General features: G+C 71.2%; 17 protein-coding genes. 10 read left to right on the forward strand and 7 right to left on the reverse strand.

Annotated features, from left to right (window positions below; translation table 11 throughout):
- Positions 1–269, forward strand: a 269-nt coding sequence (locus JWN97_RS02480; protein ID WP_297617681.1) for a hypothetical protein, incomplete at its 5' end; no start/stop codon positions are given.
- Here the strand turns inward: JWN97_RS02480 and JWN97_RS02485 are convergent.
- Complete coding sequence (locus JWN97_RS02485) at positions 266–1,207, reverse strand: NAD(P)-dependent alcohol dehydrogenase (RefSeq protein ID WP_297617684.1); 942 nt, start codon at positions 1,205–1,207, stop codon at positions 266–268. The genes JWN97_RS02480 and JWN97_RS02485 overlap by 4 nt on opposite strands.
- Before the next feature lie 86 nt (positions 1,208–1,293).
- Between JWN97_RS02485 and JWN97_RS02490 the strand changes: the two genes are divergently transcribed.
- A complete protein-coding gene (locus tag JWN97_RS02490; RefSeq protein ID WP_297617687.1) occupies positions 1,294–1,929 on the forward strand; it encodes a TetR/AcrR family transcriptional regulator in 636 nt (211 codons plus the stop codon).
- Positions 1,930–1,933: 4 nt separating this feature from the next.
- Here the strand turns inward: JWN97_RS02490 and JWN97_RS02495 are convergent, their stop codons facing one another.
- On the reverse strand, positions 1,934–2,539 hold the full coding sequence (locus tag JWN97_RS02495) for a hypothetical protein (RefSeq protein ID WP_297617690.1): 606 nt from the start codon (positions 2,537–2,539) through the stop codon (positions 1,934–1,936).
- A gap of 78 nt (positions 2,540–2,617) precedes the next feature.
- Here JWN97_RS02495 and deoC point away from each other — a divergent pair, with 78 nt between their 5' ends.
- From deoC to JWN97_RS02510, 3 genes are read left to right on the forward strand one after another with little or no spacing between them, the layout of a single operon-like run.
- Positions 2,618–3,598 carry a deoxyribose-phosphate aldolase gene (deoC, locus tag JWN97_RS02500; protein WP_297617693.1) on the forward strand — a complete coding sequence of 327 codons (981 nt, stop codon included), beginning with the start codon at positions 2,618–2,620 and terminating at the stop codon, positions 3,596–3,598.
- 5 nt (positions 3,599–3,603) lie between these two features.
- A complete protein-coding gene (locus tag JWN97_RS02505; RefSeq protein WP_297617696.1) occupies positions 3,604–5,043 on the forward strand; it encodes an aldehyde dehydrogenase family protein in 1,440 nt (479 codons plus the stop codon).
- Positions 5,040–5,900 (forward strand): aldehyde dehydrogenase family protein, encoded by an 861-nt coding sequence (locus tag JWN97_RS02510; protein ID WP_297617699.1) that lies wholly within the window; start codon positions 5,040–5,042, stop codon positions 5,898–5,900. The genes JWN97_RS02505 and JWN97_RS02510 overlap by 4 nt, the downstream gene beginning before the upstream one ends.
- 73 nt (positions 5,901–5,973) lie before the next feature.
- Here the strand turns inward: JWN97_RS02510 and JWN97_RS02515 are convergent, their stop codons facing one another.
- Positions 5,974–7,647, reverse strand: coding sequence for a VWA domain-containing protein (locus JWN97_RS02515; protein ID WP_297617700.1), 1,674 nt, complete (start codon positions 7,645–7,647; stop codon positions 5,974–5,976).
- Between the two features lie 96 nt (positions 7,648–7,743).
- Between JWN97_RS02515 and JWN97_RS02520 the strand changes: the two genes are divergently transcribed.
- The gene (locus JWN97_RS02520; RefSeq protein ID WP_297617703.1) at positions 7,744–8,361 is read left to right on the forward strand and encodes an ATP-binding protein; all 618 of its coding nucleotides are present in this window, start codon (positions 7,744–7,746) and stop codon (positions 8,359–8,361) included.
- Positions 8,361–8,885 carry a hypothetical protein gene (locus JWN97_RS02525; protein WP_297617706.1) on the forward strand — a complete coding sequence of 175 codons (525 nt, stop codon included), beginning with the start codon at positions 8,361–8,363 and terminating at the stop codon, positions 8,883–8,885. The genes JWN97_RS02520 and JWN97_RS02525 overlap by 1 nt, the downstream gene beginning before the upstream one ends.
- Here the strand turns inward: JWN97_RS02525 and JWN97_RS02530 are convergent, their stop codons facing one another.
- Entirely contained in the window at positions 8,886–9,965 is a 1,080-nt protein-coding gene (locus tag JWN97_RS02530; RefSeq protein WP_297617709.1) for an adenosine deaminase, read from the reverse strand.
- Positions 9,966–10,015: 50 nt separating this feature from the next.
- Here JWN97_RS02530 and JWN97_RS02535 point away from each other — a divergent pair, with 50 nt between their 5' ends.
- Positions 10,016–10,468, forward strand: coding sequence for a MaoC family dehydratase (locus JWN97_RS02535; protein WP_297617714.1), 453 nt, complete (start codon positions 10,016–10,018; stop codon positions 10,466–10,468).
- 8 nt (positions 10,469–10,476) lie between these two features.
- On the opposite strand, the gene JWN97_RS02540 is transcribed toward JWN97_RS02535, so the two are convergent.
- The 3 genes from JWN97_RS02540 to JWN97_RS02550 all read right to left on the reverse strand — a co-directional run bounded on the left by JWN97_RS02540 (position 10,477) and on the right by JWN97_RS02550 (position 13,909).
- The gene (locus JWN97_RS02540; RefSeq protein ID WP_297617717.1) at positions 10,477–12,093 is read right to left on the reverse strand and encodes a VWA domain-containing protein; all 1,617 of its coding nucleotides are present in this window, start codon (positions 12,091–12,093) and stop codon (positions 10,477–10,479) included.
- A 101-nt stretch (positions 12,094–12,194) separates the two neighbouring features.
- Positions 12,195–13,478, reverse strand: a complete 1,284-nt coding sequence (locus tag JWN97_RS02545; protein WP_297617720.1) for a thymidine phosphorylase — start codon at positions 13,476–13,478, stop codon at positions 12,195–12,197.
- A complete protein-coding gene (locus JWN97_RS02550; protein WP_297617723.1) occupies positions 13,478–13,909 on the reverse strand; it encodes a cytidine deaminase in 432 nt (143 codons plus the stop codon). Before JWN97_RS02550 ends, JWN97_RS02545 begins: the two co-directional genes overlap by 1 nt.
- Before the next feature lie 183 nt (positions 13,910–14,092).
- On the opposite strand from JWN97_RS02550, the gene JWN97_RS02555 reads away from it, so the two are divergent.
- Both JWN97_RS02555 and JWN97_RS02560 read left to right on the forward strand, forming a co-directional pair.
- Positions 14,093–15,208 (forward strand): BMP family ABC transporter substrate-binding protein, encoded by a 1,116-nt coding sequence (locus JWN97_RS02555; RefSeq protein WP_297617726.1) that lies wholly within the window; start codon positions 14,093–14,095, stop codon positions 15,206–15,208.
- Between the two features lie 208 nt (positions 15,209–15,416).
- Positions 15,417–16,940 carry an ABC transporter ATP-binding protein gene (locus JWN97_RS02560; protein ID WP_297617729.1) on the forward strand — a complete coding sequence of 508 codons (1,524 nt, stop codon included), beginning with the start codon at positions 15,417–15,419 and terminating at the stop codon, positions 16,938–16,940.
- The last annotated feature ends 2 nt before the right edge of the window (positions 16,941–16,942 follow it).

Genomic DNA, 16,942 nt, shown 5'->3' on the forward strand with positions numbered 1-16,942 from the left:
CGAACCGCGACCTGACGTTCGCGGGTGCCATCGTCGTCGCACCCGGCGTCTTCACCCACTCCGGAGAACGCGCACCGGACGAGACGATCACCGACGAGCAGAAGACCGCGCTGGACGCACTCCACCTGCGGAAGATCGACCTGGCCGACCGGGTCCTGGTGATCAACCCCGGTGGGTACGTCGGCGAGTCCACGAGCCGGGAGATCGCGTACGCCCGCGCCACCGGCAAGCCGGTCTCCTTCACCGATCCCGTGCAGCACCCGTCCTAGGGCGTGATCACAAGGTTGCCCACCTTGCGACCGGAGTCCACGACGCGGTGCGCCTCGACGATGTCGCTGAGCGGGAGGGTGCGGTCGACGACCGCCCGCAGCTCGCCGGCGGCCAGGCGCTCGAGCAGCCACGCGAAGTCGGCCGGGTCCTCCGACGAGACGCCGGCGCGCACCCGGCCGCGCGCGAGGACGGTGTCCGCGAGGCTGCCCGCCACCAGCAGGAGGACCCCGTCGGCCGACAGCAGCCGCAGCCCCGAGTGCCGATCGAGGTTGCCGACCGTGTCCAGCACCACGTCGTACGTCGTGGCCAGCTCGAGCACGGGGGTGCTGGCGTGGTCGACCACCTCGTCGGCGCCGAGCGAGCGCACGAGCTCGGCGTTGCGGGCGCTGCACACGCCGGTGACGTGGGCGCCGGCGAGGTGGGCGACCTGCACCGCCGCACTCCCGACCGCGCCCGACGCGCCGTTGACCAGCACCCGCCGTCCCGGCGCGAGCCGGTCGCGCAGGAAGTGGCGTGCGGTCTTGCCGCCGAAGAGGATGGCGGCCGCCTGCTCGTGGTCCACCCCGGCGGGCTTGGGGGTCATCCGGTCGGCGCGCACGGCGACGAGCTCGGCATGGGCGCCCATCCCCGCCCCGGTCATCCCGCAGACCTCGTCGCCGACCGCCACGTCGTCGACCCCGGGACCGACCGCCTCCACCACGCCCGAGTAGACGCCTCCCAGCACGGCACGCCGTGGACCGCGGATGCCCAGGGCGAGCCGCCCCGGCAGCGCGAAGCCGCGGGGGAAGCGGCACCCGCGGATGCGGGCGTCGCCGGAGTTGAGGGTCGTGGCCCGCACCCGCACCAGGACCTGTCCCTTGCCCGCGACCGGGTCGGGTGCGTCGACGACCGACACGACCTCCGGCGGCCCGTACCTCGCTACCACGGCTGCCCTCATGACGTCTCCCCTCGCCTTACACCTGTAAGTCTGGTCCCCTGCACAGTAGCCTTACGCCCGTAAGTCCGCCACCCCAGGAGCAGCCCGTGTCCAGACCACCCCTCTCCCGGCAGCGCGTCATCGACGCCGCCAGCCGGGTCGCGGACGCCGTCGGGCTCGCCGGCGTGAGCATGCGCAGCGTCGGGCGCGAGCTCGACGTGGAGGCGATGTCGCTCTACCACCACGTCGCCAGCAAGGACGCCCTGCTCGACGGCCTGGCCGACTGGGTCTTCGAGCGCATCGACACCCCCTCGGCCTCCGCACCGTGGCGCCCCGAGATGGAAGCGCGCGCCCGGTCGGCGCGTGCGGTCCTGGCCGCCCACCCGTGGGGCCTCGGCCTGATCGAGTCGCGCCGCTCCCCCGGTCCCGCGACCCTGCGCCACCACGACGCCGTCCTCGGCTGCCTGCGCGCGGCCGGCTTCCCGGTCGCGCTGGCCGCGCACGCCTTCTCGGTCCTCGACGCCTACGTCTACGGCTTCGTGCTCACCGAGGTGAACCTGCCCTTCCAGCCGGGTGAGTCGGCCGAGGACTTCGTCGAGGACCTCGGCGCGGCCATGGCCGACTACCCCCACCTCGCCGAGATGGTCGCCGAGCAGGTCGTCGGGCGCGACTACGCCTACGGCGACGAGTTCGACGACGGCCTCGAGCTCATCCTCGACGGGCTCGAGGCCCGGCGGGCGTGAGCCCTCAGACGAGGAGCGTCACGACGAGCACGACCGCCGCGGCCGCGATCAGGCCGAGCGGGAGCCACGCCGGCTCACGGCGTACGGCGTCGGGCAGCGCCAGCTGGTCCGGGGAGCCGGGCCGCACCCCGGCGGCGGTGCGCGCGGAGTCGACGAGGTCGTAGAGGCGGTTCTCGACGAAGTCGGCGTAGGGCATGTCCTGGTGGGGCGTCGCCTCACCAGGGGCCTGCCGGGACGTGATCGTCTTGCGCCACGAGCGCCCCACGACGGTCGAGACCCAGCGGCGGTCGGCGGCGCGCACCGCGAGCACCTGGCGCACGGCCATCTCCTCGACGGCGGCGAGCCGGATGTGGACGGTCTCGGCGAGGTTGCGCATCACGAGGTGGTCGCCCGTGGCCCACAGCGCCGGGCGCAGCATCGCGGCCCAGGCGAGCACGCCCACGAGGAGCGCGGCGCCGATCACCCAGGTCGGGAACCCGTCGTCGAGGTAGGCGAGCCCGGCCATCACCACGACGGCCGCCACGGCCACGGTCATCCATCCGGTGACCCGACCACTGGTGGCGTGGAACCTCTCCACGACCGTCGTGTGGTCGTCCTGCAGGCGTGCCATGTCGTCCTCGTCCGATTGGGCAGATGTTGGCCCTCCGTGGATTGCCGGAGGCCTCGACACCAACTCTATGCTGGGTCGGTGACAGCCACTGCCAGCTCAACGCCGAGCGCCGGGGTCTACGACGACATCGTGCGCTCGGACTCCTCGCTCCGCCGCTTCCTCCACGGCCTCCCCGGGGTCGACCAGGTCGGGTGCGAGGCCCGCGCCGCCGGTCTCGGCACCCGGTCCATCAAGACCACGTCGAAGGCCTTTGCCATCGACCTGGCCATCCGGATGGTCGACCTCACCACGCTCGAGGGTGCCGACACCCACGGCAAGGTCCGCGCGCTCGCCTCGAAGGCGATGCGCCCCGACCCGGCCGACCCGTCGTGCCCGGCGACCGCCGCCGTCTGCGTCTACCCCGACATGGTTGCGACGGCGAAGAAGACCCTCGGCGACAGCGGCGTCCACGTCGCAGCCGTCGCCACCGCGTTCCCCAGCGGTCGCGCGGCGATGGACATCAAGCTCGCCGACACGCGTGACGCGGTCGAGGCCGGCGCCGACGAGATCGACATGGTCATCGACCGTGGTGCGTTCCTGTCGGGTCGCTACCTCGACGTCTACGAGGAGATCGTCCAGGTCAAGGAGGCGTGCGCCAAGCCTGATGGGTCGAGCGCCCACCTCAAGGTGATCTTCGAGACCGGCGAGCTGCAGACCTACGACAACGTCCGTCGCGCCAGCTGGCTCGCGATGATGGCCGGCGGCCACTTCATCAAGACCTCCACCGGCAAGGTGCAGCCGGCGGCCACGCTGCCCGTCACCCTGATCATGCTCGAGGCCGTCCGCGACTTCCGTGAGCAGACCGGCCAGATGGTCGGCGTGAAGCCCGCCGGTGGCATCAGGAGCACCAAGGACGCCATCAAGTACCTCGTGATGGTCAACGAGATCGCCGGGCCCGACTGGCTCGACCCCGACTGGTTCCGCTTCGGCGCCTCCACCTTGCTCAACGACCTGTTGATGCAGCGCACCAAGATGACGACCGGTCGCTACTCCGGTCCCGACTACTTCACGCTGGACTGATGGAGATGACCACCATTTTCGAGTACGCCCCCGCACCCGAGTCGCGCGCGATCGTCGACATCAAGCCGTCCTACGGCCTGTTCATCAACGGCGAGTTCGTCGACGGCCACGGCTCGTCGTTCAAGACGGTCAACCCCGCCACCGAGGAGGTCCTCGCCGAGGTCGCCGAGGCCGACGACGCCGACGTCGACGAGGCCGTGAGGGCCGCTCGTCGCGCCTACACCCGCGTCTGGTCGCGGATGTCCGGCGCCGAGCGCGCCAAGTACCTCTACCGCATCGCCCGGATCATCCAGGAGCGCGGCCGCGAGCTCGCCGTCCTGGAGTCGATCGACAACGGCAAGCCGATCAAGGAGTCGCGCGACGTCGACATCCCCGTCGTCGCCGCCCACTTCTTCTACTACGCCGGCTGGGCCGACAAGCTCGAGCACTCCGGCTACGGCTCGACGCCGCTCGGTGTCGCCGGCCAGGTCATCCCGTGGAACTTCCCGCTGCTGATGCTGGCGTGGAAGATCGCCCCGGCGCTCGCGTGCGGCAACACCGTCGTGCTCAAGCCGGCCGAGACCACCCCGCTGACCGCGCTGCTGTTCGCCGAGATCTGCCAGCAGGCCGACCTCCCGCCGGGCGTCGTCAACATCGTCACCGGCGCCGGCGACACCGGCCGCGCGATCGTGTCGCACCCCGACGTCGACAAGGTCGCCTTCACCGGCTCGACCGAGGTCGGCAAGGCGATCGCCCGTGCCGTGGCCGGCACGGACAAGAAGGTCACCCTCGAGCTGGGCGGCAAGGCCGCCAACATCGTCTTCGACGACGCGCCGCTCGACCAGGCCATCGAGGGCATCGTCAACGGCATCTTCTTCAACCAGGGCCACGTGTGCTGCGCCGGGTCGCGCCTGCTCGTGCAGGAGTCCGTCGCCGACGAGGTCATGGAGCGCCTCAAGCGCCGCATGGCCACGCTGCGCGTGGGCGACCCGCTCGACAAGAACACCGACGTGGGTGCGATCAACTCCGCCGAGCAGCTGGCCAAGATCCGCGAGCTCTCCGACATCGGCGAGGCCGAGGGTGCCGAGCGCTGGTCGGCCCCGTGCGACCTGCCGACCAACGGCTACTGGTTCGCCCCGACCGTCTTCACCGGCGTGTCGCAGGCCCACCGGATCGCCCGCGAGGAGATCTTCGGCCCGGTGCTCTCGGTGCTGACCTTCCGCACGCCGTCCGAGGCGATCGAGAAGGCCAACAACACGCCGTTCGGGCTCTCCGCCGGCGTGTGGACCGACAAGGGCTCGCGCATCCTGTCGATGGCCAACCGCCTGCGGGCCGGCGTGGTCTGGGCCAACACGTTCAACAAGTTCGACCCCACCTCGCCGTTCGGCGGCTACAAGGAGTCCGGATACGGCCGCGAGGGCGGCCGCCACGGTCTCGAGGCCTACTTGAAGGGAGCGGACGCGTGAGCCGCATCGACGTGCGCAAGACGTACAAGCTCTACATCGGTGGGCAGTTCCCGCGCTCGGAGTCGGGCCGCTCCTACGTCGTCAACGACGCCAAGGGTCGCCTCCTGGCCAACGCCGCGCAGGCCTCGCGCAAGGACGCCCGCGACGCCGTCGTGGCCGCCCGTGCCGCCTTCGGCGGCTGGTCGGGCAGGACCGCCTACAACCGCGCGCAGGTCGTCTACCGCATCGCCGAGGTGCTCGAGGGTCGCCGCGAGCAGTTCGAGGCCGAGCTGCGCGCCTCGGAGGGCATCAGCCCGGCCAAGGCCCGGACCTACGTCGACGCCGCCGTCGACCGCCTCGTCTGGTACGCCGGCTGGGCCGACAAGATCACCCAGGTCGTCGGCAACGCCAACCCGGTCGCCGGCCCCTACTTCAACCTCTCCACCCCCGAGCCGAGCGGCGTCATCGCCGTCGTCGCCCCGCGCGGCGCCCTCCTGGGCCTGATCAGCGTGGTGGCCCCGGCCATCATCACCGGCAACACCGTGGTCGTGATCGCCAGCGAGCAGAACCCGCTGACGGCCATCACCCTCGGTGAGGTCATGGCGACCAGCGACCTGCCGGGCGGCGTCGTCAACGTGCTCACCGGATCGGTGGCCGAGATCGCCCCGTGGCTGGCGTCGCACATGGATGTCAACGGCCTGGACCTGACCGGTGTCACCGACACCGAGCTGGCCACCCAGCTCGAGGTGGCCGCGGCCGACAACCTCAAGCGCGTGCGCCGTCCCGCCCCCGACACCGACTGGCTCCTCGAGCCGTCCCTCGACCGGATGACACGGTTCATGGAGACCAAGACGGTCTGGCACCCGATCGGCGTCTGAGACCCGGCAGCGACCAGCAGCGACGACGAAGGCCCCCAGAGATCCTCCGGGGGCCTTCGTCGTAGGGCTGCGATCAGCGGTTGAGCAGCGACGAGGAGAGGACGCCGAGGATCTCGTTGGGGTCCTTCACCAAGAAGTTCTGGCCCCCGGTCGCCGCGGCGATCTGGTCGAGCTCACCGGTGTCGGCGTCGTCGGAGATGCCGATGATGATCACCTTGACCGGCTTGGCGGGGTCGCGGATCGACTTGAGCTGGTTGACCAGGGACTCCAACGACAGCGAGCTCGAGTCGTCGCTGGCACCGTCGGTGAAGATCACCACGGAGTTGAACCACGCCGGGTCCCACTTCTCCTGGGCGTACTTGTAGGCCGCGAGCGTCGTGTCCATGACGCCGGTGCCGCCCTTGACGCGCTCGACTAGCTTGACGGCCTCGGCCCGGACCACGTCGCCGTGCGTGCCGGCGTCGCCCGCGGGGGCGTCGAGGCGGTCGAGGGGGGCGTACTCCTCGTAGGACACGCCTCCTTCGCCACGGTTCTTGGAGAAGCCCCAGATGCCGATGCGGGCCTGGTCCGGGAAGGCGTCGAGCGCGACCTGCGAGGCGTTGACGGCCAGCTGGATGCGGGTGATGTCGCCGATCGAGGTCTTCATCGAGCCGGACAGGTCGACCACGGCGAGGATGCTCGACGGGACCGAGAGCACGCGCCACTTGCGGAGCGCGTCGTCGGTGGTCTTCTGCGGCACCTTGGCGAGCACCTCGGCGTCGCCGAGGCCGATGTCGTTGGCCAGCGGGGCGCCGTCGGGGCCACGCAGCTCGGCGGCCGCGATGGCCTCCACACCGGCGGATGAGGTGAACCAGCGGGTCAGCGCGCGGCCCACGCGGGCCGAGAGGTCGCCGCCGGAGGCGAGGATGTCCTTGTTGCCCCGGTTCACATCGACCAGCGGGTACTGCAGCATCGGCGCACCGGTGCCGGGTGCGACCAGGTTGATCTGGTCGTTGCTGCGCCGAGCCGCGAGGTAGGCCTGCTCGGTCGCGGGCACCAGCTGGGTGCTCGAGGCCGAGATCGTGCTGAGGTCGGTCTCGGTGGAGGCACCGGCCACGGCCCGCTCGCCGTAGGTCTGTGCGACCGGGACGGTCTTCTCCTCGATCGAGAGTGCCGTCTCACCGGTCTGCTTCATCTCGGCGTACGGCGCCAGCAGCGCGAGCGCGGAGGCACCCTCGGCGCTCGGGTCGGCCATCGCCAGCACACCGCTGCCGAGCGCCCCGGTCCACGACGAGGGCGCCTTCGCGGCGGGCCCACCGATGAGGCCCACGGGCGTCTGGGCGAGGACGTCGGCGATCGGCGTACCGGTCCAACCGGCAGCGGTCAGCTGACCCTTCCAGGTCGGGCTGTCGGGGATCCAGATCTCGGGGAGCTCGGCGTTGGGGTCGGCCAGGAGCGCCACGACGTCCTTCACGGTGCCGATGGTGACCTGGATGTCGATGCACGGCTCGTCGGCGTTGACGTCCTTGACGGCCTCGGCGACGAGGCTCTCCATCACCGGAGCGGTGGTCAGGGTGACCTGCTCGGAGACGCAGTCGGCCGCCTCGGAGTCGTCGCTCCCGCCCAGGGTGAGGAAGGCGACGACGCCGACCACCAGGAGGAGGGCGAGGCCGACGAGCAGCGGCACGCTGCCGGCCAGGCCGGTACGTCGGTCTGCTCCGGCGGAGCTGGGCGCACTTTCGGGCGCGGTCGAGTCGTCCTGACTCATGAGGTCCTCCCACAAGGCACGTTCGATCTGGGGTCTGCGCGAGACTAGTCTCCGGCGTGACCGTCCGTGGCCGAACGAGGAAATGAGTCCCCAACGATGCAGCGTGCCCAGGTGGTCGTCCTGGCGGGTCCGAGCGGCGCCGGCAAGTCCCGGCTGGCCGAGCGGCTCGGACTGCCGGTCCTCCGGCTCGACGACTTCTACAAGGACGGCGACGACCCGACCCTGCCGCGGATCACCCACGGCGCCAACGCCGGGCTGGTCGACTGGGACGACCCGGAGTCGTGGCACCGCGAGGACGCCCTGACGGCGCTGCGTGAGCTCTGCGCGACCGGTCACAGCGAGGTGCCGGTCTACGAGATCTCGCAGAACGGCCGCTGCGGCTCACGCACCGTCGACCTCGGTGCCAGCACGAGGTTCGTGGCCGAGGGGATCTTCGCCCCGGAGGTCGTGGCCGCCTGCCGCGAGGAAGGCATGCTCGCCGCGGCCTACTGCATCACCCAGCACCCGCTCGTGACCTTCTGGCGACGGCTCACCCGCGACCTGCGCGAGCACCGCAAGCCCCCGCTGATGCTCCTGCGCCGCGGCGTGGCCCTCGCCCACGACCAGCGGGAGGTCGTCGCGCGGGCGCTGCGCCAGGGCTGCCGCCGGGCGACGGGCGACCAGGCGTACGCCGAGCTGACCCGGCAGCCGCAGGGGTCGACGGGGTCGCGCTGATGGCCACCGCCCCGCTCCGACAGCCCGACCGCCGCTCCTGCGGCGCCGCCTCGCTGGTGATGGCCCGGCGACTGGTGCACCCGCGCTATGCGGGGCTGGTGAGCGACCAGGCGACGTTCGCCCACGAGGCGAGCACGCTCCACCTCCGCCTCACCTCGCTGGCGGACACCGCCGGCGGCTGGCAGGTGCCGTGGCCACGGGCCATCGGCACCCCGCCCTGGGCCGTGGCGCGCGAGCTGCGGCTGCTCACCGGCACGCCGTACGCCGTCCACCTCGTGCGCCTGCGCCGCCACGCGTGGACCCACCTCCGCGGCACCGGCCCGGAGCGCCCCGCCGCGGTGTTCGTCGGCGACCGGTGGCTGCCCCGCCACGTCGTGCTGGTCACGGGGGTCGACGACGCCCGCGCCACGACGTACGAACCGGCCTCGGGTCGCACGCTGGCGATCGGCCGCGAGCGGTGGGAGCGCGACGACCTCGACCTGGCCGGCTGGGACCGGCCGTGGCTGGTGGTCAGCCCGCGGTGATCACCCCTGGGCGATCAGGTCGGCGTAGCCCGGCTTGACGACCTGCTCGATGATCGCGAGCCGCTCGTCGAAGGGCAGGAAGGCCGACTTCATCGCGTTGATGGTGAACCAGCGCAGGTCCTCCAGCGTGTAGTCGAAGGCCTCGACCAGGCCGAACATCTCCTGCGTCATCGACGTGCCGCTCATCAGCCGGTTGTCGGTGTTGACCGTGACCCGGAAGCGGAGCTCGGTCAGCAGCCCGACCGGGTGCTCGGCGAAGGACTCCGCCGCCCCGGTCTGGATGTTGGAGCTGGGGCACATCTCCAGCGGGATCCGCTTGTCGCGGACGTAGGCGGCGAGGCCCCCGAGCTCCACCGACCCGTCCTCGGCGACGGTGATGTCGTCGATGATGCGTACGCCGTGGCCGAGCCGGTCGGCGCCGCACCACTGGAGCGCCTCCCAGATCGAGGGCAGCCCGAAGGCCTCGCCGGCGTGGATGGTGAAGTGCGCGTTCTCCCGCTGGAGGTACTCGAAGGCGTCGAGGTGCCGGGTGGGCGGGAAGCCGGCCTCGGCGCCCGCGATGTCGAAGCCCGCCACGCCCCGGTCGCGCCAGGCGATGGCGAGCTCGGCGATCTCCATCGACCGGGCCTGGTGGCGCATCGCGGTCAGCAGCTGGCGTACGACGATCCTGCCGCCGCTCGCGGCCATCCCCGCCTCGAAGCCCTCCTGCACGGCCGCGACGACCTCGTCGAGGGTCATGTCTCCGCTGACGTGCTGCTCGGGGGCGTAGCGCACCTCGGCGTAGACGACGCCGTCCGCGGCGAGGTCCTCGACGCACTCGCGGGCCACGCGGGCGATCGCCGGGCCGTTCTGCATCACCGCGACCGTGTGGTCGAAGGTCTCGAGGTAGCGCACCAGCGAACCCGAGTCGGCCGACTCGGCGAACCACCGGCCCAGCGACTCCGCGTCGTCGGCGGGGAGCCGGTGTCCGATCTCGGCGGCGAGCTCGACGATCGTCTGCGGTCGCAGGCCGCCGTCGAGGTGGTCGTGCAGCAGCACCTTAGGGGCCGCGTGCACCTGCTCGCGGGTGGGGGTGGTCATCGGGCCATCCAATCAGGCTCGCCCATGAGCGAGCACTAGGGTTCGTGCCCATGCGCACCTTCACCACCCTCGACGACGTCGCCGCGGCAGCCGGGTCCGAGATCGGCACCAGCGAGTGGCTCGTGGTCGACCAGGCCCGCATCGACGCGTTCGCCGACGCCACGCTGGACCACCAGTGGATCCACGTGGACGTCGAGGCGGCGGCCGCCGGGCCGTTCGGCACCACGATCGCCCACGGGTTCTTGACCTTGAGCCTGCTCCCCCACTTCGCCTCGCAGGTCTTCGCGCTGGAGACGCCGGGCGCGCGGCTCAACTACGGGCTGGAGAAGGTCCGCTTCCCCAACCCGGTGCCCGTGGACAGCCGGCTGCGCTCGCACGTGCGCTTCGGCGAGGTCCGCGACCTGCCCACCGGCAAGCAGCTGATCGTCGAGCACACGATCGAGATCGAGGGACACGACAAGCCGGCCTGCGTGGCCGCCCACGTGGTGCTGCTCCTCGCCTGACGGCGAGCTCAGCGCGACATCACCGCCCGGGCGAACACCTCGAGTATGTCCTGCGGTTGCGCCGCGAGGTAGGCCTCGCCCCCGGTGACGTGGGCCATCTGCTGCAGCGCGGCCAGGTCGGCGTTCTCACTGATCGCGATGCCGACCAGCCGCACGGGGCGGTCGGGGTCGCGCAGCGCCCTCAGCTGCTGCAGCAAGGGGCGCAGCCCGATGGACCCGGGGTCCTCGTTCTGGCCGTCGGTCATCACGACGACGGCGTTGGAGTAGTGCGGGCGATAGCTGCGCACGCCCTCCCGGTACGCGGCGAGCGCCGTGTCGTAGAGCCCGGTGCCGCCGCCGGTGAGGCCCGGTATCTCCTCCGCCCTCTGGCGCAGGGCGTAGCGCTGGGTGCGGCCGAACCGCAGGTCGTCCAGGCGCCGGATCGGCTCCAGCTCGCGCCAGTCCTGGCCCGGGCCGCCCTTGTCGATGGAGAAGATCCAGAGCCCGACGCGAGCGTGGTCGGGCAGGAACGACAGGGCGATGCCGGCCGCGTCGGCGAGCAGGTCCATCCGGGTGCCTGCCCCCGCGCTGAAGTCCATCGACCCCGAGGCGTCGACGACGACCAGCATCGAGGACGGCACGGCGAGCGTGCGCCACGACGCCACGGTGCCGGCGATGGCTTCGGCGGACGGCGTCGGGAGCACCGTCGTCACGCCCGACACGGAGCCCGGCGACGTCCGCTCGCCCGTGGCACGGAGGCCCTGCGCGTGGAGCTCGGCCCGGCCGTCGGGGCTGCCGAGGTAGTCGGCCACGGCACGTGCCACCTGCCGGGCAGCCGGCTCGGCGTCCTTGCTCACCGTCATCGGGAAGTCCAGGACCGGGGCACCGACCTCCGGGGTCAGGTCGTGCAGGTCGCTGCGGCCTTGGACGGCGGTGAGCTCCTGCTCGGTGGTGACCACCAGGCGTGGCGACCTCCGAGGGAACATCGCCGGCGCCACGTCGGCGTCGTCCCCGCGGGAGCGGCGGGCGCCGTAGCCCTGCGCGAAGGGTACGACGAGCTGGCGCGCGTCGGCGGCGGTGCGGCCGACCGCCCTGGCTTCCGCCTGCGGTGCGACGACGGCCAGGATGCCGGCGACGGTCGTCTCGGGGTCGGGCACCGAGACCAGTCCCGAGGCCTCCGCCTCACCCCACGACGCGAACCGGCGCGCGGCCTGCCCTCCGACGAGGAGGACCGGCGTGTGCGCCAGGCTCCGCGCGACCACCCGCGGGCGCGCGTCACCGAGGTAGCGCTCGGTGGTCAGGAACCGCGACTCCGGGATCCAGATGTCCGGCAGCGCCCCGCCCGTGCCCACGCCGAGGGCCACGGCCAGCCCACGACGCATGTCGGGCTCCACCCGGGTGCACTCGGGTGCGGTCTCCTCGACCGCCTTCAGGACCGCTCCGTAGAGCTCCGGGCCGACCGTGAGCTCGACCGTGTCATAGGCACCGCAGGACCGGGCGTCGGCCGCGGACGTACCGTCCCGCGACATCAGCAGGTAGGCCGCGCCGCCACCGACGACGACGCCGGTCAGCAGGAGGAGGACCACGAGGACAGGCGCCCCCAGCGCGCTCGCGCGGCCAGCGTCGCGCTCGTCCAGGTTGTTCATCGGGACCCCCCGCCCCTTGGGACATCCGCGACGCTAGGCCGCACGGCACAGGGACGAGGGGTTACCGGCGGGTCTTCGTCAGAGTTGGGGACGCTCCTGCGTCAGCCGATCCGGCCGAGCACGAGGTCGGTGGGCGTGAAGGACGCCCCGTCGCCGATGTCGTAGCCGCCCTCGAGCGAGGCCAGTGCACGGTCGAAGCGCTCCGGCTCGTCGGTGAGCAGGGTGAAGAGCGCCTGCCCCTCGGTGACCTCGTCGCCGGGACGGGCGTGCCAGACGACGCCGGCGCCGGCCTGCACCGGGTCCTCCTTGCGCGCGCGGCCCGCACCGAGCCGCCACGCGGCCAGGCCGACGGCCATCGCGTCGAGGCGGGTGAGCGTGCCGGTCGCGGGGGCGTTGACGACGTGCGACTCCCGGGCGACCGGGAGCTCGGCGTCGGGGTCGCCTCCCTGGGCCCGGATCATCGCCTTCCAGGCGTCCATCGCGGAGCCGTCGGCCAGCTTCTCGGCGGGGTCGACGTCGCCGCGCCCGGCGCCGGCGAGCATCTCCCCGGCCAGCGCGAGGGTCAGCTCGACCACGTCGGCGGGGCCGCCCCCGGCGAGCACCTCGACCGACTCGCCGACCTCGATCGCGTTGCCGGCGGTGAGCCCGAGCGGGGTGGCCATGTCGGTGAGGAGCGCGACGGTGTGCACGCCGGCGTCGGTGCCCAGCGCGACCATCGTCTCGGCGAGCTCGCGCGCGGTCGTCAGGTCCTTCATGAAGGCGCCGCTGCCGACCTTGACGTCGAGCACCAGCGCGCCGGTGCCCTCCGCGATCTTCTTGCTCATGATCGAGCTGGCGATCAGCGGGATCGCCTCGACCGTGCCGGTCACGTCACGCAGGGCGTACAGCTTCTTGTCGGCCGGCGCGAGGCCGTCGCCGGCGGCGCAGATCACGGCGCCGACGTCCTCGAGGATGGAGAACATCTCCTCGTTGCTGAGCGCCGCCCGCCAGCCGGGGATCGACTCGAGCTTGTCGAGGGTGCCGCCGGTGTGGCCGAGCCCGCGCCCCGAGAGCTGGGGCACGGCGACCCCGCAGGCCGCGACGAGGGGGGCCAGCGGGAGGGTGATCTTGTCGCCCACGCCGCCGGTGGAGTGCTTGTCGGCCGTGGGACGCGACAGCGTGGAGAAGTCCATCCGCTCCCCCGAGGCGATCATCGCCGCGGTCCAGCGGGCGATCTCGGTGCGGTTCATGCCGTTGAGCAGGATCGCCATGGCCAGGGCCGACATCTGCTCGTCGGCGACCTCGCCGCGGGTGTAGGCGTCGATCACCCAGTCGATCTGGCTGTCGCTGAGCTCGTGCTTGTCGCGCTTGGCGAGGATGACCTCGACGGCGTCGTGGGTGGGCATCAGGACAGTCCTTCCCGGGCCGCGGGTGCGGCGTCGGCCACGAGGGCCAGGTCGTCGGGCCCGAAGGCGTCGGGCAGCACCTCGGACATGGGCCTGACCCCCGCAACAGTCCAGAGCAGCAGGTCACGGCCGCCGTGCTCGAAGAGCAGTTGGCGGCACCGTCCGCACGGCATGATCACGTCGCCGTCGGCGTTCACGCACACGAAGTGGGTCAGCCGGCCGCCGCCGGTGGCGTGGAGCTGAGACACCAGACCGCACTCGGCGCACAGCACCACGCCGTACGCCGCGTTCTCGACGTTGCAACCCACCACCACGCGGCCGTCGTCGACCAGCGCGGCGGCTCCGACCGGGTAGTGCGAGTAGGGCGCGTAGGCGCGGCCCATCACCTCGACGGCAGCTGTCTTGAGGTCGTCCCAGTCCTTCTGATCCACGCGGCAACTATGGCGCATACCTTGAAGCCGTCGTCTTTGGCAGGTTCCGCCGAAAGATCTCCGGCGACTTTTAGGTCTCAAACGCATATCAGGAGTCGCGATCCTGATGACGGGGCCCTCAAGGCGGGGCATCATGCTCCCGAACGCTGACCCCACCCCGGGGTTCATAATTTGGAGGCATTTGTGAAGAAGTCGAGGAAGGTCGTCGCGAGCGGCCTCGTGTCGCTGCTGGCGGCCGCGACCCTTGCTGCGTGCGGTGACGCGCCCGAGGAAGACACCAACACCGGAAGCGGGAGCGAGACGCCCGCTGCCAGCGACTTCCTGCCGTGCATCGTCTCCGACGCGGGCGGGTTCGACGACAAGTCGTTCAACCAGCTCGGCTTCGAGGGCGCCAAGCAGGCCGCCGACGAGCTGGGCGTGGAGCTGAAGGCCGTCGAGTCCAACAGCGAGAACGAGTTCGCCCCCAACCTGGAGAGCCTGGTCGGCGAGGGCTGCGACGTCATCGTGACCGTCGGCTTCGCGCTGGCCTCGGCCACCAAGGAGTCCGCCACGGCCAACCCCGACATCGAGTACGTCCTCATCGACGACTCGGCCGACGGTGGCGACGACGGTGCGACCTTCGACGGCAAGGCCGACGTCGAGAACATCAAGCCGCTGCTCTACAACACCGCCCAGGCCGCGTTCCTGGCCGGCTACGCCGCTGCCGACTACACCAAGACCGGCAAGGTCGGCACCTACGGCGGTCTGCCGTTCCCGACCGTGACGATCTTCATGGACGGCTTCAAGCAGGGCGCGGAGTACTACGCCCAGGAGAACAAGAAGGACGTCGAGGTCGTCGGCTGGGACGGCAAGGACGGCTCCTTCACCGGTGGCTTCGAGGCCAACGAGGCCGCGACCAGCACCGCCAAGCAGATCCTCGACCAGGACGTCGACGTGATCCTCCCCGTCGGTGGCCCCATCTACCAGGGCGCCATCACCGCGATCGAGGACTCGGGCAAGGACATCGCGATGCTCGGCGTCGACGCCGACCTCTACGAGACCGACCCGGCCACCCAGGACTACGTCATGACGTCGATCCTCAAGGGCATGAAGGTCTCGACCTACGAGGCCGTCCTGGCCGCGGGCAACGACGAGTTCGACTTCGCTCCCTACGTCGGCACCCTCGAGAACGACGGAGTCGGCATCGCGCCGTTCCACAACTTCGAGAGCAAGGTCAGCCCCGACCTGCAGGGCAAGCTCGACGAGGTCAAGGCCGGCATCATCGACGGCTCGATCGAGGTCAAGTCCTACCTGGGCTGATCTCGCCAGCACGCTCCACAAGCGGAGGGAGGCCGACGAATTCGTCGGCCTCCCTCTTCTTTGCCAGAACGACGGTCTGACCTTTGGCACATCTGTGTCCAGACCACCCACGCCGTCGGTCGGTACCCTTCCGGCGCCCCTCCGCAGGGCCCCGCCTGACCCAGACCGGGGCTGACCCCCGCCCGTCCCGACCCTAGGATGCGATGCCATGAGACTCGTCCTGCGAGGCATCACCAAACGCTTCGGCAGCGTGGTGGCCAACGAATCGATCTCCCTCACGGTCGAGCCCGGCGAGATCCACTGCCTGCTCGGTGAGAACGGGGCGGGCAAGTCCACCTTGATGAACGTCCTCTACGGCCTCTACAAGGCCGACGAGGGCGAGATCGAGCTCGACGGCGAGGTCCAGCACTTCGCCGGCCCCGGCGACGCGATGGCTGCCGGCATCGGCATGGTCCACCAGCACTTCATGCTCATCCCCGTCTTCTCGGTGGCCGAGAACGTCATGCTCGGCAACGAGGCGACCGGTTTCGCCGGCACGCTCGACCTCGACGCCGCCCGGCAGCGCGTCACCGAGATCTCCGACCGCTTCGGCTTCCACGTCGACCCCGACGCCCTGGTCGAGGACCTCCCCGTCGGCGTGCAGCAGCGGGTCGAGATCATCAAGGCCCTCTCGCGCGACGCCGAGCTGCTGGTCTTCGACGAGCCCACCGCGGTCCTGACGCCCCAGGAGACCGATGAGCTGATGGAGATCATGCGCCAGCTCAAGGAGGCCGGCAAGGCGATCGTCTTCATCACCCACAAGCTCCGTGAGGTCCGCGAGGTCGCCGACCGCATCACGGTCATCCGTCTCGGCAAGGTCGTCGGCGAGGCCGACCCCAAGGCCAGCAACGCCGAGCTCGCCTCGATGATGGTCGGCCGCCCGGTCGAGCTGGTCGTCCACAAGGACGCACCGACCCTCGGCGACGACGCCCTGGTGGTCAAGGACCTCCGCGTCACCGACCTGGCTGGGCACCGCCAGGTCGACGGCCTCAGCTTCACGATCCGCGCCGGCGAGGTGCTCGCCGTGGCCGGCGTGCAGGGCAACGGCCAGACCGAGCTCACCGAGGCGCTCCTCGGCCTGCAGGACGACGTCAGCGGCTCGATCGTCCTCGACGGCGTCGAGCTGGTCGGGCGGTCCACGCGCAAGATCCTCGACGCGGGGGTCGGATTCATCCCCGAGGACCGCCAGGTCGACGGTCTGGTCCCCAACTTCACCATCGCCGAGAACCTCATGCTCAACCGCAGCTTCAGGTCGCCGTTCGTCAAGAACGGCGGCCTGCGCCTCGGCGCGCTGCGCGAGTTCGCGCAGCAGAAGCTCAAGGAGTACGACGTCCGCGCGCGCGACATCGACTCGCTGGCCGCCAACCTCTCCGGCGGCAACCAGCAGAAGGTCGTCGTGGCACGTGAGCTGTCGCGTGACCTGCGCCTGCTCGTCGCCGCCCAGCCCACCCGTGGCGTCGACGTGGGCTCGATCGAGTTCATCCACAAGCAGATCGTCGCGACCCGCGACAGCGGCATCCCGGTGCTGGTGGTCTCCACCGAGCTCGACGAGGTCGTCGCCCTCGCCGACCGCATCATGGTGCTCTACCGCGGCCAGATCGTCGGCGTCGTGCCGGCCGACACCCCTCGCCAGACCCTCGGTCTGATGATGACCGGCGAACGCCCGAAGGACCTGAAGGACGTGGTCGCGTGAGC

This window comes from Nocardioides sp. (assembly GCF_025965415.1).
Lineage (GTDB): Bacteria > Actinomycetota > Actinomycetes > Propionibacteriales > Nocardioidaceae > Nocardioides.